Origin of the sequence: Silvibacterium bohemicum, from assembly GCF_001006305.1 — a bacterium.
Taxonomy (GTDB): domain Bacteria; phylum Acidobacteriota; class Terriglobia; order Terriglobales; family Acidobacteriaceae; genus Silvibacterium; species Silvibacterium bohemicum.
Genome location: NZ_LBHJ01000004.1, coordinates 280,385 through 300,141 on the forward strand (window position 1 = coordinate 280,385; position 19,757 = coordinate 300,141).

Genomic DNA, 19,757 nt, shown 5'->3' on the forward strand with positions numbered 1-19,757 from the left:
AGCTGGAGCTATTGAGCAAAAAACCGGCTCTCATTTTTTCGCTCGATCTGCGAAAGGATGAGAGCCGGTTTTCTGTGATGCCAATGGTTCTTAGCGAAGCGACAGATCAGCGCGACGGTTCGAGGATCTGTATGCCCTCGATGCTTCCGATGACCACCTGGCTTGCCATCCCCAGGAATAGCCCATGTTCGACGACGCCTACGGTCCGGTTAAAGGCCTCGGCGGCGTTCTCCGCGGACAGGCCGGACTGCGGCAGATTGCAGTGCAGGATGTAGTGGTGGCCATCGGTGACGTAAGGCTCGCCATCCTCTTTCACCCGCAACTCCGGCGCAAAACCTTGCTCGCGCAGGCGAGCGGCCGTAGTCTCCCAACCGAAGGGGACGACCTCGACCGGCACGGTGAAGACCGATCCCAGCTTGGTCACCAGCTTGCGCGGATCGACGGCGATGAGCAGGCGTCCACTGGCCATGGCGACGATCTTCTCGCGCAACAGCGCCCCGCCGTGGCCCTTGATGAGGTGTAAAGTTTCGTTCTGCACCTCGTCGGCTCCGTCGATCGTGAGGTCGAGATGGGGCTGGTGAGCGAAGTCGGTGATAGGGATGCCCAGGCTAAGCGCTTGGCGGTGGGACTGTTCCGATGTGGCAATGGCGGTGATGTGCAGGCCGGCTGCAACGCGGCGGCCTACCTCTTCGATAACGAGGGCGGAGGTGCTGCCGGAACCGAGCCCGACGGCCATGCCCTCCTTCACTTGCGAAGCGGCCCATTCCGCGGCTTTCCGTTTCGCGGCCTCGGCCGGATCCTGTTGCTTTGGGAAACTCATGCTCATGGTGATATCACGTTGAACGGAAAAGCTCCAGTTTGGCGGGCAGTGAGCTCACCGCAGGTTCTCGGCGGTGATTTTTTAGCGGTCCGAAGGTCAGGGTTGGAAGACGAGACGAGTGCCTTGTTCTTTGGTGTTCCAAAGAGCTTCCACATCGCGCAAGGGAGCGGTTGTGACTTTAAATTGGAAGGGCTTGACTGCGGCGGCCTGAAAGAAGTCGCGGAGGGCATTCACGATCTGCTGCAGCGAGGCACTACCGAATCCGCTGCCCAGGAGTTCGAGGCCGGAGCTGCGCAGGGTGGCGGCGGGCAGCGAGATAGTCCCTCCCGCGCTGGAGCCTATCTGTACAAAGCGCACGCGCGGAGCAGCTTTGCTCAGCCCCTTTTGTGAGATAGCTGCGAGCAGGGCCTCAGCCGGCAGCCCCCACAGATAATCGAGGACAACATCGATTCCGCCTTCGAGGTGTGCGGCGCGAAAGGCGGAGATCAGAGCATCCTGCGGCTGATCGAGAGAGATGACGGCATCCGCTCCCAGCTCCTTGAGCCCTTCCAGAGCCTGCGGATTGCGTCCTGCAGCGACAACCCGGCGCGCTCCGAGACGTCTTGCAATTTGAACCGCGAGCTGTCCGGCAACGCCGGTTGCGCCCAGGATAAGCACGCTTTCTCCCGCGGTAAACCTGGCCCGTTCGGCGAGCGCGACCTGGGAAGACATGCCGGGATTGGCGATACCGGCCGCTGTTGCGTCGTCGAGTCCCTCGGGCAATGGCAGGCGCATCAACCCGACGGCCACTGCCCGCTCGGCGAATGTTCCGTAGGGGCTGCGCGATGCCCCGAAATAGACACGCGTGCCATCTTCGAGACGGCCGACTCCGTCGACTCCGGGAATGAACGGCAGCTCGCCGGTACTGCCGTAATGCGTGCCGTTGGCCAGAGACTTCACGATGGCATGCAGTCCAGCGGCGGTCACGGTGACCAGGGCTTCGCCCTCCTGCGCAATCGGATCGGGAAATGTCGTGTAGCGAGGCGGGGCATCGAAGGCTTGGACCACTGCTGCATTCACGCGGATTTTCTCCTCAAAAAATAGGTTAGATCAGTCTGCAGATTCACGTTTCACAAGCGCGAAGATCGATTCGATCTGAACTTTATCCTCGCCGCCTTCCGTGAGCAACCGGCAGGGTGCGCCTGCATCAATTTTTTCTCGAATATTCCTCCATGCTGATGACTTGCTAAAAGACTCCGATGCAGACGGAGCGGATTCCGCAAAATACCGCGTTTGGACGATCAAAAGTGAGGCCGGCGGGTGATCGGCTGAACGGCATGTGCCGATAACTGAAAAACCGCCGCATCTTTTGGTCGCAGCGCCGATGGCTGGGCAATAAAGAAGCGGTGGGCGTATCTCAAAGAACGAAACGCGTGATTTAATGGTTGGCAGAGGCGGACGGGTGGATTCCGCGCCTCGCCAGATTTGCAAGGGAGTGAACCACGATGGCTAATCCTTTAATACCTGTGAGTGAGCGAGCCGCATCGCCCGATCAGATTGAGGCAATCGACAATCGCCGCCGCTGGGGCCTGGCCTTCCAGGTGATTGCCGGTCAATTCGCGTTCTTCGCTGTGCTGCTGACATTGTGGTCGGGGCAAGACCTGACCTACTCCCCGCACTGGATGCACCCGATGTTCTATTACAACGTGCTGGCCGGCGCTCTGGCGCTGATTCTGGGGATTTACGGATCCTATCTGAAGCGCGGCGCCCCGGAATTCTAGGGGACTCGCCGGGACTGGCCGTCCAGGCGTTCTCAGCCTGCGGCGGGTCTCTTCTCTGCGCCTTCGGCGCGAGCATGTTCCGGTTCACAACGCATAGTGTTACAAAGTCAGGCAGGGCTTCGGCCCTGCTTTTTGTTTGCTAGCTCCGAAAGAGGGAGTGAAAAGAGTGCGACGAACCCAGATCGGAAATTCTAAAAATCCTATAGAAGGATTCACCATGGATCGCCGGGCGTTTCTTCAAAACGCGGCCAAGGTCGCGGTAGGATCTTCTGCACTGCTGGCTCTGCCTTCCCGCTCGCATGCCTTCTATGCTGATAATCCCACCGCAACCTTCATCAGCACGACCGAGACCTCGCCGTGGCAACGAAAAGATCTGCGGGCTCCTGGCTGGCTCTGGGATACGCTCGACCTCCAGATTGCAACCGAGAGCAGCAGTCCCGCGATGGAAGGCTTCGGTGCCTGCTTCAACGAGCTGGGCTGGACTTCTCTGCAGATACTGAGCGCGGAGGACCGGGAAAGCATTCTGAAAGAGATGTTCGCTCCGGATCAGGGCGTGGGAACGGGCGCGAACTTCACCCTCTGCCGCATGCCCATTGGAGCCAATGACTTCTCGCGCGGCTGGTATTCGTACGACGAGACTCCGGGCGATTTCTCGCTCGATCACTTCAGCATCGCGAACGATCGGGAGACCCTAGTTCCCTTCATCCAGAACGCACAGAAGTACAATCCCGCCCTGCGGGTATGGGCATCGCCGTGGAGTCCTCCTTCGTGGATGAAGAAGAACAAGCACTATGCCGAGGCCATGCAGCGGCCCGGCCTGGCGCCGAATGGATTACGTCCCGATCAGGTGGGCCGCGAAGGCGAGGACATGTTCATCCAGGAGGAGCGCTACTTCGCGGCGTATGCGAAGTATTTCGGCAAGTTCGTCGATGCGTACAAGCAGCAGGGGATTTCCATCGGCATGGTGATGCCGCAAAACGAGTTCAACTCCGCGCAGCCGTTTCCGAGCTGCACCTGGACTCCGGAGGGATTGGCGCGCTTCGTTCGCCACCTGGGCCCGGCCATGGATGAGCGTGGGGTGAAGCTCTTCTTCGGCACGCTGGAGCGCGGAAATCCGCAACTGCTGGACCGCGTCCTTGCGGATCGCGATTCGGGCCGCTGGATCAAGGGTGTCGGCCTCCAGTGGGCGGGCAAGAATGCGATTCGCACCATTCACCGGGAGCATCCCGAACTGGTGCTGTATCAGTCCGAACAAGAGTGCGGCGACGGCAAGAACGACTGGAGCTATGCCGGTTACTGCTGGGACCTGATGCGGCACTACCTGCAGAATGGCGCGACCGGCTACATGTACTGGAACCTCTCGCTGCAGACGGGCGGCGAAAGCCATTGGGGCTGGCCGCAGAATTCATTAGTGACGGTCGATCCAGGGACGAAGCACTATCGCTTCAACCACGAGTACTACCTGCTGAAGCATGTGAGCCACTTCGTGCAGCCAGGGGCGCGGCGGCTGGATACGGATGGCACCTTCGAGAACGGGCTGGCTTATCTGAATCGGGACCGGAGCGTGGCAGTGATCCTGCGGAACGAGAGCGATCGCGAGCGGCCTATCAACGTCTCGGTGGGCGAGCGACAGATCGCTGCAACCATGCAGCCGGATTCGTTCAATACCCTTCTCATACCCGGATAGAGCTCATCCCCGGTTAGAATGGGCAGCTGCTTTCTTCAGGAGATTCATGGCAAACTTTTCAGGAAACGTATACCGCGCGAGTATCGCCGCACTTGTTGGCGCGGCAATGCTCGGATCTTCGTGCTCCGTCGCCGCACAGGCTGGATCGCCGGATGTTTCGCAGCCTACGATTCTGTATGGCGCGGCCTACTACGAGGAGTACATGCCCGCCGATCTGCAGCCGGGCCGGCTGGAGAAGGATGTGGCGCTGATGCAGGCCGCGGGGATCACCGTGGTACGCATGGGCGAATCGACCTGGAGCCTGTGGGAGCCGACCGACGGCCATTTCGAGTACGCGTGGATGGATCGCGTGGTGGACGCCATGGGCAAGGCCGGGATCAAAGTCATCATGGGTACGCCGACGTATTCGATTCCCACATGGATGGCGCATGCGCATCCCGAAATCCTGGCGCGGCCGCTGGGCGATGGCTATGTCGGCTACGGCATGCGGCAGAACATGGACTACGACAATCCAAAGTTCCGTTTCTATGCCGAGCGCATGATTACCAACCTGGTCAGCCACTACAAGGGCAATCCAACGGTGATCGGGTGGCAGATCGACAACGAGACCTCGTCCTATGGAGCTTCGAATCCCGATGTCTTCGCCGGGTTTGTCGATCACCTGAAGAAAAAGTTCGGCACGACCGATGCGCTGAACCAAGCGTGGTTCCTGAATTACTGGGGCGAGGACGTGAACGACTGGGCGGACATGCCCACGCGCGACAATGCCACCAGCACGAGCTACAAGCTGGAGTGGACACGCTGGCAGCAGATTCGCGTGACCCGTTATCTCGCGTGGCAGGCGGAATTGGTGCGCAAAAATCGCGGCCCGGGACAGTTCGTCACTCAGGACTACGGCGGCATGATGCATGCGGACGTAAACGAGCCGGATGTCGCGGCGAATATCGATGTAGTCGCCAACAACATCTACCACGGCACGCAGGATCACATGGATGGCGCATGGCAGGCCCTGCAAGGCGATTTCTCCCGCTCGCTCAAACATACGAATTATCTGGTGACCGAAACCAACGCACAGACCCTGGGGTGGGATTCGGCGGGGCAGTTCCCTCCGTATGACGGACAGATGCGGTTGGATGTTTATACCGACGTTTCGAGCGGCGCGAACATGGTCGAGTATTGGCACTGGCACTCGATTCACGCAGGGCAGGAGACCTACTGGAAGGGCGTGCTGAGCCACGACCTGGAGCCGAATCGCGCGTATGCCGAGGTTTCGCGCGTGGCGCACGAGCTCAAGAAAATCGGACCACAGCTGGCCGACATGAAGATCCGCAATCAGGTGGCGATTCTCTATAGCGTGGATTCGCTGAACGGCCTCAGCTTCATGCCGATCGAACGCCAGAACAGCACGGGATGGATTCCAGGCAAGGCCGGTGGGAGCTATGGCAGCCTTGTCAGCCAGCTTCATCACTCACTCTATATGGCAAACGTGGGATGCGACTTCGTCTTCCCCAGCGCGACCTCTGCGGAACTTTCGCAATATAAGCTGCTGGTAGTTCCAGCGTTGTATATCGCGGACGATGCGCTGTTGAAGAGGATCGCCGACTACGTTCACAACGGCGGCCATGTGCTGATGACCTTCAAGAGCGGATTCGCGAATGAAAACTCCGCGGTGCGTTGGGAGATGGCTCCCGGGCCGCTACGCGAGGCCGCGGGATTCACCTATCAGGAGTTTTCGAACCTGGAGAAGCCTTTGGCGCTGAAGGGCGATCCCTTTCACGCCGGCGATGAAAACCAGGTGAGCATCTGGGCAGAGTTTCTGCAGCCCACGACTGCGAAGCCGCTGGCGTTCTACGATCATCCCTTCTTCGGCCGTTGGCCGGCCGTTACGTCGAACCACTTCGGTTCGGGAACACTTACTTACGAGGGGACGGTCCTCTCCGACAAGCTGCAGGAAGCCGTGGTACGGGATGCACTTCGCAATGCGGGTCTGACGGGACCTGACCAGCAGTTGCCTGCCTCAGTGCGCGTAAAGCATGGAGCCAGCCGCGATGGGCACAAGATGCACTACTACCTGAACTATTCGAGCTCCTCCGCTTCCGTCACGTATCCTTACGCGGCAGGAACCGATCTGCTGACGGGGCACTCCATCGCGCAAGGGCAGGCAGAGACTATTGGCCCGTGGGATCTGATCATTGTGAAGGAGAACGCGCCGCTGCCTTGATAATGCCTTATGGACGAGGCACTTCCTTCCCGAACGGCACTGCGCGTAGCTTTACGGCGGGCCGCGCACCAGATCTACGATTCGCCGGTAGTCTTTTCCGATCCGATCGCCGTGCAGATTCTCGGCAAGAGATATGCCGAGGAGCTGTCGCTCACGCGATTCCGGCTGGAGAAGCCGTTTTCCGTAGGCCTGCGAGCGTTTCTCGTATCGCGCAGCCTCTACGCAGAGGCAAACCTGGCGCGCGCCGTTGCCGCAGGCGTAACGCAGTACGTGCTGCTGGGCGCGGGACTCGACACCTTTGCCTATCGCAATCCGCATCCGCAGTTGCGAGTCTTCGAGGTCGATCATCCCGCGACCCAAGCGTGGAAGCGCGAGCTGCTGCAGGAGAACAGCATCTCTATCCCCGGCAATGTTCACCATGTGCCGGTCAACTTTGAACGACAGTCTCTGGACACGGAGTTAGAGCGGGCAGGCTTCGAGATGCAGGCGCCAGCCTTCTTTGCGTGGCTGGGCGTGGTGCCATATCTCACACTGGATGCATTTCGCTCCACAGTGAAGTTTCTCGCCGCAAGACCTGAAGGAAGCGGCGTGGTTCTGGACTATGGCCAGCCACGAGAGATGCTGCCCCCGCTCGAACAGCTGGCCCGTGATTCGCTGGCCGCGCGCGTACAGCTGGCGAACGAGCCCTTCCAGCTCTTCTTTACTCCGGAGCACATTCGCGAGGAGCTCTCCGAGTTCCGAAGCGTTGAGGATATTGGGTCGGATCAGATCAACGCGCTCTACTTCGCTGGCCGCTCGGATCAACTTGGCGTGCGGGGCGCATCCGGCCGGATGCTTTGCGCCTGGAGATAGCGCGAATGCCGGCGAGTTCGGCCCCGGCGAGCTCCTGATACCGAGTCTAGCCACTTAGACCCGCATCCAATAGAGTGGATATAAGGGAATGGAAGCTTTAGCCACTTCGTCTGACGGCACTCTGATCGAAGGATCGAGCGATCGCCGCACAGGCCTGATCGACCGTCATGGGCGCTCCATCACCGACTTGCGCGTCTCGGTAACCGACCGCTGCAACTACCGCTGCGTCTACTGCCGGACAGGTAATGAAGGCGCGCAGTATGCGGAGCTGCCCATTGCGGATTATCTGCGTCTGGTGCGGGTCTTTGTCGGGCTGGGCATCGAGAAGGTGCGCCTGACTGGCGGCGAACCGCTGCTTCGAGAAGGTCTGATAGATCTTGTTCGCCAGCTAGCAGATTTGCGCACCATACAAGGCCAGCCGCTGGATCTGGCGATCACGACCAATGGGCATCTGCTGGCTGATCAGGCGCAGCGATTGAAAGATGCCGGCTTGAGCCGCATTACCGTAAGCATGGATGCCGTCGATCCGGACACCTTCACGCGGATTACCCGAGTTCCCGGCAGTTTCAATCGCGTGTTGGACGGGATCAAGGCGGCACAACGCGCAGAGCTAGGTCCTGTGAAAGTGAACTGCGTAGTGCTGCGCGGCTTCAATGACAACCAGATTGTTCCCTTTGCAGAGTTCTCGCGGGAGCACGGCGTCATCGTCCGCTTCATCGAGTTTATGCCTCTCGAAGAGGACCGGCTGTGGACTCCCGACAGCGTGGTGCCGTATTCGGAAGTAATCGCGCGGCTCGAAGACTTTCGTCCACTCGTGAAGCTGCCACCAACGACGCCCGGAGAGACCGCGGTGCGCTTCACCTTTGACGATGGACTCGGCGAGATCGGAATCATCGCGCCGGTATCGCGTGCGTTCTGCGGAGCCTGCAGCCGAATCCGGCTGACCTCCGACGGAAAGATTCGCACCTGCCTCTTTTCGCAGACCGATCACGACATCTACGGAGTGATGCAGCGTGGCGGGAGCGATGAGGATCTGGCCTTGTTTATCGCCCGGACCGTGGCCATGAAAGAAGCCCGGCACCACATCGGCGAACCGGGCTTTCTGAAACCATCTCGCAGCATGGTCCATATCGGCGGCTAAGCTTTCGCCAATCTTGCTTAATCGAGCATTCTCAGCCCACTTCGCAGGGCCTTGCCGACCTCGGAGATCTGCGCTTGCGAAAGGCGATTGAAGAAAGGCAGCGCCAAAGTGCGAGCCGACTCGCTTTCCGTCACCGGCAAATGGGTCTCCCGCCACTCCGCATAGCTGGGCTGGAGATGAATAGGCGCGAAATAGCGCGCACATCCAATGCCTTCGCTTTGCAAATAGCTCATTAGCTTGTCGCGGTGGTGTGCGGTGAAATTCCCAGCTAGTCGAACTACGTAGACAAACCAGCTGATCCGGCTGCCCGCAACATGAATAGGCGGCAAAATCAGTTCACGTATGTCTTCGAGCTCGCGGTGGTAGGCTTTAGCTACTTCTTCGCGCCTGCTCAGAATTTCTGAGATACGCTTCAGCTGTTCGATGCCCAAGGCGCAGTTGATTTCGGAGATGCGGTAGTTGTAGCCGATTTCCTGATGCTGAAACCAATCGTCTGAGTCGTAGCGGCCCTGGTTGCGCAGAGCGCGCATCCTGCAAGCGAGGGCAACGTCGCCAGTCACGATCATCCCGCCTTCGCCGGTAGTGACCTGCTTGTTGGGATAAAAGGCAAAGACCGCCGCGTGGCCGAAACTACCTGCCTGGCATCCTTTGTATTCTGCTCCAACGGCCTCGCAGGCGTCTTCGATGACGAAAAGATCGTGGCGTTTAGCGATAGCGAGAATCGCATCTATCGGCAGCGGTACACCGAAGCTGTGCACGGCCATAATGGCACGCGTCCTGGGCGTAATTGCTGCTTCAATCTTTTCGGGATCGAGATTGAGGGTGTGCGGCTCGATGTCGACGAAGACCGGCCGCGCCCGTTCGTAGCGAATAGCGTTGGCCGCGGCGATGAAGGTGAAGGAGGGAACGATGACTTCGTCTTCATCGCCGATACCGAGAGCGCGAACGCAGAGATGAAGACCACTGGTGCCGGAGTTCACGGCTACCGCATGCGGCATGCCGACATAGGATGCCATAGCATGCTCGAACTCTTCGAGCTTCGGGCCCAGGCTAAGCCGTGACGTGCGCAGCACCGCAGTGACGGCTTCGATTTCGGCCTCGGTGATGTCGGGCTGTGAGAGTGGAATCTTCATACCGATATATTTTCGATCAGACTGGCAGCTCCGGAGCGCGCTTGATTAACAGCCCATCGCCGAGCGGGATCTCAGTAAGAACACGCACGATGCGTTCGGTAGCATGACCATCGCCGTAAGGGTTTTCCATGCCGGCAAGTGAGTTTCGGAAGGCCTCACTGCCTGCCCGAGCCATTTTTTCGAGAATATCCGCGCTCTCGGGAGCGGCATCGAGAACATTCTTCGCCCTCTCTCTTCCCTTCTGACGAAATCCGACATTGACGGTAGGAAGTGCGAAGGACGCAGTCTCCATGATGCCGCTGCTGGAATTGCCGATCAGCATCTTCACACAGCGAAGGAGGCTCCAATAGGTCACCGCATTGAGATTGACGAAGACACGGCAACCCTCTCGGTGGCCGAGGAGTTCGCTTGTCCGCTGAATGAGGTGATGACTGCCGGCATCGGCATTGGGATAGCAAAAGAACAATCGATCGGTTACATTTTCGAGCGCGGAGAACAACGCTTCTGCTTCTTCGGTAGTTTCGCGGCGCAGCGTCACCGGATGATATGCAACCAGGATAGGCGGCTGCGCAAGATCGATTCCCAGACGCTCTTCCAACTGCTGCCGACTCAGAAGAGTGCTGCGGCGCGAGTGATCGAGCGACGGCGCACCGGCGCGATGCACACGCCACTCCTCCTCTCCCATGGCGATAACGCGGGCGCGAGCCTGAGCTGTCGAAGTGAAGTGAATATGACTCATCTTGGTGAGCGCGTTGCGTACCGCGTCATCGATGGCTCCTTCACTGATTTCGCCGCCCTCGATGTGGGCAATGGGAATGCGCAGCGCCAGCGCAACCGAGGCAGGTGCGAGCATTTCGTAGCGATCGGCGATGAGAAGAAGGATGTCGGGGCGGATGCGTCCGAGCAAATCGGCGAGGCTTTGCACGGCAATGCCGATGGTCTTGGCCATGCCGATATCAGTATCAGAGCCAAGCAGGCATTCCACGCGGCCAGCGAGCAGAAAGCCATCTTTCTCGATCTCTTGAACCGTCGATCCAAAGGCCGGCGAGAGATGCGAGGCCATGGCGATCAGTCGCAGGTCCACATCGGGATGCGCGGCAAGGTCCTTAAGCGGCCAATAGAGATGGCTATAGTCGGCGCGCGAGCTGGTGATTACCGCAATAGTGCGCTTCATCGACCGATTCTCCCGGTCGCATATTCCTGAAGGTTGGCTTGAATGACCTCGCTCGGCCGGTAGGCAGGCACAAGTTGCGAAACAATGCGCAGCAGCTGAGGCAAGTTCCTATCCTGGACGGCTTGTTTCAGATCACTGAGCGCGTGTACAAGTTCCTCCCGATGTACAGTGGGGCTGGCAATCATACGCAGCGGGGATTCACTATCGGCTAGAAACGCTTCGTCCTCTGCGATCAGCTTTTCGGTCAGCTTGTCTCCGGGCCTTAGGCCGGTAAAAGTGACTGCGGACAGATGCGAATTCTTGACATTGGCCAGCATGCGGCGGGCTATTTCTTCGATGCGGATCGGATCTCTCAGCATCGGCACCAAGATGCCGGTGGAAAATTCATCCCCAAGCGCGAGCAATAGCAATTGCGCAGCATGCTGCATGGTGAGGAAATAGCGGCTGGCCCGCGGATGGGTGACGGTGAGCGGCTCGCCGCGATCGATCTGGCTTTGGAAGAGCGGCAGGACGCTGCCTTGAGAGCCTAGAACGTTGCCGAGTCGCACCGCCTTGAGTCGGGTCGCGTCCGACTGCATGGCAAGAACGATCAGCTCCGCGATTCGTTTGGACGCACCCATGATGCTGGCCGGCTCAACTGCCTTGTCGGTGGAAACTACTACCAGTTGTTGAACGCGATGCCGGATTGCGCTTTTTACCAACGTGAAAGTTCCTAGGATATTGTTTTGAGCAGCCGCAAACGGATTGAGTTCCATCAGCGGTACGTGTTTGAAGGCTGCCGTGTGGAAGACAATCTCCGGACGGTATCGTTCGAGAAGTTCGTCCAGTAAAGATTGATCGCAGACGCTGCCCAAAACCGCATTATGAGGCGCGCGGAGGTCCCGATCGATGCGATAGAGGCTCTGCTCAGACGCATCGAAAAGGATGACACGGCGCGGCTGATGCTCACTTATCTCATGGGCGAGCGTCGACCCGATAGACCCGCCTGCTCCGGTGATAAGGATGGTTTTGCCGGCAATGTTTTCCGGCAAAGGCATCGGCACCGATGGAGCGGGAATCATCGCCAGGATCGATTCCCATTGCTTTGGCTGGTCCTGCTGCATCATTCCAGTCTATCTTTTCCCTCTTCTATAATTGGCCGCGACGATGTTACCCACAATTCTTCGTAATTCAACCCGCCTGCGCCAATTTTTTCTGCTCGTCGCTTGCTTCCAGATGACATCTTTGGCACTCGCTGTCGATCAGAGCACAGCCGCCGATGCATCAAGGCTGAACAATATCGGCGTTGCGCTCATGAACCAGCAGCTTACGGAAAAAGCGCTGGCCAAGTTCGAGGCAGCCCACACGGCTGATCCCTCAGCGGTTGTGCCGGTCGTAAACAAGGGCATAGCGCTGCTCTATCTGCAGAAGATTCCCGATGCAGAAGAGGCGCTGAAACAGGCCGCGGCCGCCGATCCCAACAATGCGCGGACCTGGTATGCGCTTGGCCTGACGCACTTGAACGGCGGCAATCCCAAGCTGGCGATCGATGACCTGCAACATGTGGTGAAGATCGATCCCAATGATGCGGATGCTCACTACTTCATGGGCTCTTTTTATCTCAGCCTTAACGACTATGCACACGCGAAACAGGAGTACGAGGCGGCCCTGACTCTAAATCCGATTCATGCCTCGGCACATTTCGGACTTGCCCGCGCGCTGCAGCGCATGGGAGATGTGAGTGCGTCGCGGGAACATTTGAAGCGCTTTCAGGAACTGACGGAAAACAAGATTTCGAGCCCACTGAGCGCAGCCTACGGCGAACAGGGACGTTATGCGACGGTTGAGAACATGCTGGCGCCGCCGGTTAAACCGGGGCCGATGATTCCCGTCACCCTGGTGGCAGAGGCGATTACGGGACCCATCTCGCCTGCTCCAGAAAGTACGTCAGTGCCGCGTGGCTCTGGCGCATGTTTATTCGACATCAACAGCTCAAGCAGCAAAGAGCTCATCCTGCTCGGCTCAGGCGAACGTGCGATACGAATATATGAGATCGATGCGAGCGGGAAGTTCACCGAAACGCCAGCCGCGCCGATGGGGCTGCGGACGAGCGGACAAGCCATTGCCTGTGCCGTCGGCGACTACGACAGCGACGGGCTTCCCGACCTCGCAATTGCCTTCAGCGATCGCGTGGCGCTCTTCCACAACCTTGGCAAGGGAAGATTCGAAGACGTGACAAAGGCTGTGGGCATTCAACAGTTAAATAAGCCGGCCGGAGTACTGTTTCTGGACTTCGACCACGATGGGGATGTCGACTTATTTGTGACTGGAGCAGCGACGAATAGCGCCGCTGGGCCCAGCGTGTTATGGAGAAACAACGGCAATTCCACCTTTACCGAGTGGACGGGACTGACGGGTCTCTCCGGCAAGGAAAGCACCGCGGGAGCTACGCTCTCCGACATCAACAACGACCGCGCCATCGATCTGGTGGTCACCGGCGCGGATAGCTCACCCGCCATCTACCTCAATCAGCGCGAGGGGAAGTTCAAGCCGATGTCTTTATATTCGGATGCGACCCTCTCGCCGACGCGCGGTGCGGCGGTCTTCGACTTCAACAAAGATGGATGGATGGATATTGCGGTGACGCATGCGGGTGCGCCTGGCATCAGCCTATGGCGCAACGTGGATGGGAAGGCGTTTGAACGCGTTCCCTTGCCGATTAAGGATGCTACCGCCGCGTGGGGACTGACGGCGATTGATATTGATAACGACGGATGGATCGATCTCGCTGCGATCGTCCAAAGTTCTACGGGACCAGGGCTGCGTATCTTTCGCAATCGCGGACCAGAGGGATTTGAGGACGTGAGCGCTGCGGTCGGCGCGACAAAACTGAACTTAAGCAATCCCCGAACTCTGATTGCAGCAGACGTCGACGGCGACGGTGCGGCAGACTTAATCGTGACCGAGGCCGATGGTTCGGCAACCGTGCTGAAGAATGTCGGCGGAAATAAAAACCACTCGTTGCGCATCGCATTGACCGGTCTTGCAGACAACAAGACCGCGATCGGAACCAAGGTCGAGGTCTTTGCGAATGGGCAGGAGCAGAAGTTTGAAGCTACTGGCGGAGCAGGCTATCTGAGCCAGGGACCGACGGATATTCTTGCTGGATTGGGCCAAACAGAGCAGGTGGATGTGGTACGCATGCTGTGGCCCACTGGAGTGCCTCAGGATGAGATCGACATCTCGGCCGCAAAGCCGCTCGCACTGAAAGAGCTCGATCGCCGCGGCAGTTCGTGTCCGGTATTGTTCGCTTGGGACGGAAAGAAATATCAGTTCATCTCGGATGTGATTGGCGCGGCGGTAGTGGGGCACTGGGTATCTCCAGCGGCTACAAACCAGGCGGATCCCGATGAGTGGATTAAGGTGGATGGATCGCAATTGAAGCCGCGCAACGGCTATCTGAGCCTGCGCTTTGGCGAGCTTATGGAAGAAATCAACTTCGTCGATCAGCTGCGATTGGTGGCCATCGATCATCCGGAGAACACGGACGCTTATCCGGACGAGAGATTTCTCAGCGAGCCTCCCTTCGCTTCAGGCAAGGCAGTAGTTGCGTCAGCGAAGACACGGCCAGTAGCTGGCGCCTGGGATGATCGTGGGCATGATGTACTGGCACTGATCGCCAAGCGCGACCACCAATATGTGCGAGACTTCGATAATCTCAGCTACGCCGGTTACGCAAATATGCACACGCTGACTCTGGATGTCGGCAAGTGGACTCCGGACAATCCAATTCGTTTATTCATGCACGGGTTCATCGAATATTTCAGCGCCAGCTCGATGTATGCGGCATGGCAGGCAGGTCTGGAGCCGATTCCTCCGTATGTCGAAGCGCAGATGCCGGACGGCAGCTGGAAGCGCATCGTGGACGACATGGGATTCCCAGCGGGACTACCGCGCACCATCGTCGTCGACCTGACGGGCAAGCTGCCTGCGGGCGCTACCAAGATTCGCATCGCGACGAATCTCCAAATTTATTGGGATCAGGTGCTGGTGGACAACGGACCGGAGAATGCGATGCAGACGAGAGAAACAGAATTGCCGCTAAGTGTGGCGCATCTGGCGTTTCGCGGTTATCCCCAACAGATCGACGGCGCGACGCCGGGCGACCTGCACTATGACTACGAGAAGATCAGTGAGACCGGGCCGTTCCAGTGGCAGCGCGGACCTTACACTCACTATGGAAACGTGACACAGCTCTTGGATAAGCCGGATAACAAGTATGTGATCTTCGGCAGCGGCGAGGAGATCGACGCCGAGTTTTCAGCCGAGACACTCCCGGCGCTCCCCGCTCACTGGAAACGAGATTACTTCTTCTATGCGAATGGCTTCGTGAAAGATATGGACTTCTACGAAATATTGCCTTTCACTGTCGCCCAGATGCCGTTTCACGAAGAGAGCACGTACCCGTATCCGGCGACCGAGCACTATCCTGAGAATGCAGATACCCTTCAATACTTGCTGAACTGGGACGAGCGCTTCGAGACCGGAAATCGCTCCCAACGCTTCCAGTTCGACTACAAGCCGACGGTGTCGCAACCGATTACGGAACCATGACGGTTACGATTCTTCCAGCGGTAGAACAACTTGCGCTCCTTCAGCAAAGAAAGATTTCGGCGCTGGAGTTGGCGGAGGAGCACATCCGGCAGATCGAGCGGATGAATCCTGCACTGAATGCATTCATCGAGTTCGATGCGGATGAGGTGCGGACTCATGCTCGGCTCGTCGAAAAGAGCACCGTGGGTGGCCCACTCGCGGGCTTGCCGCTCAGCGTCAAGGCGACCATCTCTGTTCAGGGTTATCGCTGCGAGATCGGAAGCGCTCTGCATCGCGGGGCAATCGCGGAGCAGGATGCGGAAGCGGTATCTCGTTTGCGCTCGGCCGGGGCAACTCTGCTGGGCACGACGAATTGTCCGGAGTTTCTGATGGCTTACGAAACGGACAACCTGCTTTATGGGCGGACAAGCAATCCGTGGAGTCTTGCCTACTCGTCGGGCGGGTCGAGCGGAGGCGAGGCTGCGGCGATTGCCGCGGGCATGTCGGCTGGAGGCCTTGGCAGCGATAGCGGCGGCTCGGTCCGCGAACCTGCGCACTTCTGCGGCATCAGCGCCCTCAAGCCGACTCCGGGGCGTATTCCGGGACGTGGGCATGTACCGCCATGTGTCGGTCCGTTTTCGATCCTGGGGGCAGTGGGCCCCATGGCGCGCACTGTTGCGGATGTTTCACTGTTGTTTGAAGTGCTTGCCGGGCAAGACATACTCGATCCCGTCAGCCCGCCCGTCCCCTATCGACATGTAACTTTGGACGACGCGAAGCGGATTCCCATCGGATGGTTTGAAGACGATGGACTGATTCCGGTAACGGACGAGACTCGTGCGGCGGTGCGCAATGCGGCGCAGGCGCTCGAGCAGCAGGGCTTTCATGTAGAGCGCTTTCGTCCGGCCGCGCTCGAAGAGGCGCGTGAGCTGTGGTGGAAGTTTTTCATGCAGTGCGGCGCGATGTTCTATGCGCCTACCATCACCGGCCGCGAGGCGGAGCTGAGCCCCATCTTTCGCGAATTTCTTGAGCTTGGGAATGAGGCTCTGCCGCTCACTGCAGCGCAACTCTTGGACGCGTGGGCGCACTGCGACATCGTGCGCGGCAAGCTGTTGGAAGAGATGCGGCGGTTCCCTATTCTGCTATTGCCTGTTTGCTCCATTCCGGCATTCAAGCACGGTGAGCGCGCGTGGCAGATCGACGGAAAGATAGTCCGCTATCTCGACGCCATGCGCTATACGCAGTGGTTCAATCTCCTGGGAGCTCCGGCGGCTGTTGTTCCAGTTGGAAGCTCGAAAGACGGGTTACCGATTGGCGTGCAGATTGCCGGCCGTGCCTTCGAAGACGAACTAGTATTGGCAGTTGCTGCTTGCGTAGAACGCGCGTTCGGGTTTCGTGCTCCGCCACTCATAAATCTTTAGCAGAATTACTACGCGGGATCGTGGAGCAGCACATCCAGAGCGCGTTCGAGGCGAACTCCGCGAGAGGCTTTCAGCAGAACCACATCCTCGGCTCCAAGATTTTGCCGCAGCCATTCGCCTGCTTCCTCGGGCGTTTCGAAGAATATCGATGGGATGCCATGCGCCGCCGTCTGCTCGGTGATGTTCTTCGCGAACCCGCGCACTCCGATCAATACGTCTATGCCCGACTCGACCGCTTTTTCCCCGCAAGCCGCATGCAGCGCCGTCGACTGCGCTCCCAGCTCAAGCATCTCTCCGGCTACCAGAATGCGGCGGCCTCCGGCGGCAATCGGAATCGCCGCAAGCGTGCCAATCATGGCTTTGAGGGCCTCGGGATTGGAATTGTAACTATCATTGATCACTTTTGCGCCGCGAATAGTGACGACTCGTCCACGCTTCTCATCGGGCTGCAGCTCCGCGAGCGCTGCGCAGCAGGTTTCGAGCGGAATACCGTTGGCGACTCCAACGGCTATCGCAGCCAGGGCATTGGAGACATTGTGTTCACCCAGCAGATACAAATGGAGGGCGGCCTTTGATTCTCCCGATCGCAACTGAACCTGAACGCCCTCGGTTCCCAACGATTCGATCGATTCCGCACGAGGATCGGCGCAAGGTCCGCGGCCGAAGTAAACGACGCGGCCAGTGAAGTCGCGGCCAAATTGCGAAACGAAAGGGTCGTCGCAATTGAGAAATGCGATGCCGTGCTCCGGCAACGCTTGAACAAGCTCGTATTTGGCGCGCGCCACCCCAGCGACTCCGTCGGCAAAGAACTCGGCGTGCGCGTTGCCGACATTGGTCACCACGCCCCACTCTGGAGCCGCAATCCTGGCGAGAGCCGCGATCTCACCGGCGGCAGACATGCCCATCTCGATAACGGCAATATCGTGCTCCGGCTGGAGCTTCAGGAGTTGCAGAGGCAAGCCGAACCCGTTGTTGAGATTGCCCTGCGATTTGAGCACATTGAACCGTGCGCCGAGAACGGTGGCAATGGCTTCCTTGGTTGTGGTCTTTCCCGCAGATCCGGTGATACCGACAACGCGTTTGCCCCAGTGGCGGCGTACGCTGGCAGCAAGCCGCTGTAAGGCGGCCAACGGATCGGCAACGACCAGCAAGGGCGCGATCCGGGCGCCGAGTTTGTCGAGGCTGCCCGGGGCGACAACGGCGGCGACCGCTCCTTTTGCTATCGCCGCTGTTACAAAATCATGCCCATCAAATTTCTCCCCGCTCACAGCAAAGAAAAGATCTCCCGGCTGAAGGGTGCGGGAATCGATGGAGTAGCCTGTCGCGCTGATGGCATCGGAATTGGCGCCGACAATCTCTGCGCCGCACCATTGTGCGATCTGAAAGAGTTCGAGCTTCATCGGCTCCCCTGGCTGCGAAGTTCGCGGAGTGCTGCAGCTGCGACTTCCGCGTCATCGAATGGAATGGTCTTTCCCTGCATGGTCTGCGTCTTCTCGTGCCCTTTGCCGGCGAGCAGGACAATGTCGCCTGCCTTCGCTTCGTGTATGGCGAGACGAATAGCAACGGCGCGATCCGCTTCGACGGCATAGCGCGTGTGGGTGGCGGCCAGTCCTGGCAAGGCGTCTTGAAGGATGGCTTGGGGATCTTCGCTGCGTGGGTTGTCCGAGGTAAGCACAACGAAATCGCTGCCCTCACCCGCAGCTTTTCCCATCAGAGGCCGCTTAGCCCGATCACGATCGCCGCCGCAGCCGAACAGTGTGATCACTTTCCCACCTGTCGTGGTTACGAATTCCCGCGCGAGCGCAGTAAGGTTGCGAAGAGCGTCATCCGTGTGAGCGTAATCGACGACTACCGTGAAGGGCTGGCCTTCATCTACCGTCTGGAAGCGTCCCGGCACGCAAGCGAGAGCGGCGACTCCTGAGCGAATTTCTTCTAGAGACAGCCCACGCGCTGTAGCGGCGGCACATGCTGCGAGCAGATTGTAGACATTCACCTTTCCGGTGAGGCGCGTGCGAACTTCGACTTGGCCGTATGGGGATTGCAGCGTGAATGTCATGCCCGATGCACTCATCTGAGCCCGTTCGGCGCGAAACTCGCCGGCATTTAGGCCATAGGAAAATACTTCTGCGCCAGCCTCGCGAGCGACCGTTGCCAGCTCCGCACCGTGGGGATCGTCGATGTTTATGACCGCCTCACGTGGCGGATGCAAGAGCGATCCATCGAAGAGACGACGCTTGGCCGCGAAGTAGTTGTCCATGGTGCGATGAAAGTCGAGGTGATCGCGCGTGAGATTGGTAAAGATCGCGACGTCGTAAGCGATGCCGTAGACGCGACCCTGGGCCAGCGCGTGCGAGGAAACTTCCATCACCGCTTCTGAGGCTCCGGCATCGACACCTTCGCGTAATAATTCGAGCAGGTCTCGCGATTCCGGCGTAGTGTGCGGCGATGGACGAACTGATCCCGCGACGTGATATTCGATGGTCCCTACCAGAACGGTCTTGCGGCCGGCATGGTTGAGAATGGCGTCGAGCAAAAATGCCGTGGTGGTCTTGCCGTTGGTTCCAGTGATACCGGTGAGCTTGAGTTTGCGTTCAGGATGCCCGAAGAAACTCGCCGAGGCCAGAGCCAGAGCATTCCTTCCATGGGCAATCTCTGCGATCGGAAACTCCGGATGCAGCCGCGCTATGTCGTCGAAGGCCTCGGCAGAGTCGGTAAGAATCGCTGCGACTCCCAGCTCGATGGCTTTGCCGGCATATCGATTGCCGTCCGTCGTTTCGCCTTGCATGGCGACAAAGAGCGAGCCCGGTCCGACGCGGCGCGAATCGTATTCGACGCCGGCGATCTCGGTGTCGGTTCCCCTCCGGCGCACGATCTCAATGCCGGCGATAACGTCGTTGAAGGTCATTTCAGTTCGAGATTAATCGATGTGGATACGATTGCCCAACAGTACCGTCGGGGACTTCAAGAATAGCGTTC

General features: G+C 58.8%; 14 protein-coding genes. 7 read left to right on the forward strand and 7 right to left on the reverse strand.

All coding sequences use genetic code 11. The features are described 5' to 3' along the window. Nucleotides 1–106: 106 nt before the first annotated feature. Nucleotides 107–826 (reverse strand): ribose 5-phosphate isomerase A, encoded by a 720-nt coding sequence (gene rpiA, locus XX99_RS11860; protein ID WP_197081879.1) that lies wholly within the window; start codon nucleotides 824–826, stop codon nucleotides 107–109. Between the two features lie 90 nt (nucleotides 827–916). Continuing rightward, complete coding sequence (locus tag XX99_RS11865) at nucleotides 917–1,879, reverse strand: quinone oxidoreductase family protein (RefSeq protein ID WP_050059608.1); 963 nt, start codon at nucleotides 1,877–1,879, stop codon at nucleotides 917–919. A gap of 425 nt (nucleotides 1,880–2,304) precedes the next feature. On the opposite strand from XX99_RS11865, the gene XX99_RS11870 reads away from it, so the two are divergent. The 5 genes from XX99_RS11870 (at nucleotide 2,305) to moaA (ending at nucleotide 8,481) form a co-directional block, all read left to right on the forward strand. Beyond that, complete coding sequence (locus XX99_RS11870) at nucleotides 2,305–2,580, forward strand: hypothetical protein (RefSeq protein ID WP_156185951.1); 276 nt, start codon at nucleotides 2,305–2,307, stop codon at nucleotides 2,578–2,580. 217 nt (nucleotides 2,581–2,797) lie between these two features. Continuing rightward, nucleotides 2,798–4,267, forward strand: coding sequence for a glycoside hydrolase family 30 protein (locus XX99_RS11875; protein ID WP_050059610.1), 1,470 nt, complete (start codon nucleotides 2,798–2,800; stop codon nucleotides 4,265–4,267). A 46-nt stretch (nucleotides 4,268–4,313) separates the two neighbouring features. After that, nucleotides 4,314–6,488: a beta-galactosidase gene (locus XX99_RS11880; protein WP_231581295.1), complete on the forward strand. Its 2,175-nt coding sequence runs from the start codon at nucleotides 4,314–4,316 to the stop codon at nucleotides 6,486–6,488. Nucleotides 6,489–6,497: 9 nt separating this feature from the next. Then, nucleotides 6,498–7,340 (forward strand): class I SAM-dependent methyltransferase, encoded by an 843-nt coding sequence (locus XX99_RS11885; RefSeq protein ID WP_050059611.1) that lies wholly within the window; start codon nucleotides 6,498–6,500, stop codon nucleotides 7,338–7,340. Nucleotides 7,341–7,428: 88 nt separating this feature from the next. Continuing rightward, entirely contained in the window at nucleotides 7,429–8,481 is a 1,053-nt protein-coding gene (moaA, locus tag XX99_RS11890) for a GTP 3',8-cyclase MoaA (protein ID WP_082125510.1), read from the forward strand. 17 nt (nucleotides 8,482–8,498) lie between these two features. Here the strand turns inward: moaA and XX99_RS11895 are convergent, their stop codons facing one another. From XX99_RS11895 to XX99_RS11905, 3 genes are read right to left on the reverse strand one after another with little or no spacing between them, the layout of a single operon-like run. Beyond that, the gene (locus XX99_RS11895; RefSeq protein ID WP_050059612.1) at nucleotides 8,499–9,614 is read right to left on the reverse strand and encodes a DegT/DnrJ/EryC1/StrS family aminotransferase; all 1,116 of its coding nucleotides are present in this window, start codon (nucleotides 9,612–9,614) and stop codon (nucleotides 8,499–8,501) included. Nucleotides 9,615–9,630: 16 nt separating this feature from the next. Next, nucleotides 9,631–10,788, reverse strand: a complete 1,158-nt coding sequence (gene neuC / locus XX99_RS11900) for a UDP-N-acetylglucosamine 2-epimerase (protein WP_050059613.1) — start codon at nucleotides 10,786–10,788, stop codon at nucleotides 9,631–9,633. After that, a complete protein-coding gene (locus tag XX99_RS11905) occupies nucleotides 10,785–11,894 on the reverse strand; it encodes a polysaccharide biosynthesis protein (RefSeq protein ID WP_050059614.1) in 1,110 nt (369 codons plus the stop codon). The genes neuC and XX99_RS11905 overlap by 4 nt, the downstream gene beginning before the upstream one ends. Nucleotides 11,895–12,003: 109 nt before the next feature. Between XX99_RS11905 and XX99_RS11910 the strand changes: the two genes are divergently transcribed. Together XX99_RS11910 and XX99_RS11915 are read left to right on the forward strand one after the other, a co-directional pair. Beyond that, nucleotides 12,004–15,381 (forward strand): FG-GAP-like repeat-containing protein, encoded by a 3,378-nt coding sequence (locus XX99_RS11910; protein WP_082125572.1) that lies wholly within the window; start codon nucleotides 12,004–12,006, stop codon nucleotides 15,379–15,381. Continuing rightward, nucleotides 15,378–16,781, forward strand: a complete 1,404-nt coding sequence (locus XX99_RS11915; protein ID WP_050059615.1) for an amidase — start codon at nucleotides 15,378–15,380, stop codon at nucleotides 16,779–16,781. The genes XX99_RS11910 and XX99_RS11915 overlap by 4 nt, the downstream gene beginning before the upstream one ends. Nucleotides 16,782–16,789: 8 nt before the next feature. On the opposite strand, the gene XX99_RS11920 is transcribed toward XX99_RS11915, so the two are convergent. Both XX99_RS11920 and XX99_RS11925 read right to left on the reverse strand, forming a co-directional pair. Beyond that, nucleotides 16,790–18,181: a UDP-N-acetylmuramoyl-tripeptide--D-alanyl-D-alanine ligase gene (locus tag XX99_RS11920; protein WP_050059616.1), complete on the reverse strand. Its 1,392-nt coding sequence runs from the start codon at nucleotides 18,179–18,181 to the stop codon at nucleotides 16,790–16,792. Beyond that, nucleotides 18,178–19,686 carry a UDP-N-acetylmuramoyl-L-alanyl-D-glutamate--2,6-diaminopimelate ligase gene (locus XX99_RS11925; RefSeq protein WP_050059617.1) on the reverse strand — a complete coding sequence of 503 codons (1,509 nt, stop codon included), beginning with the start codon at nucleotides 19,684–19,686 and terminating at the stop codon, nucleotides 18,178–18,180. Before XX99_RS11925 ends, XX99_RS11920 begins: the two co-directional genes overlap by 4 nt. Between the last annotated feature and the right edge of the window lie 71 nt (nucleotides 19,687–19,757).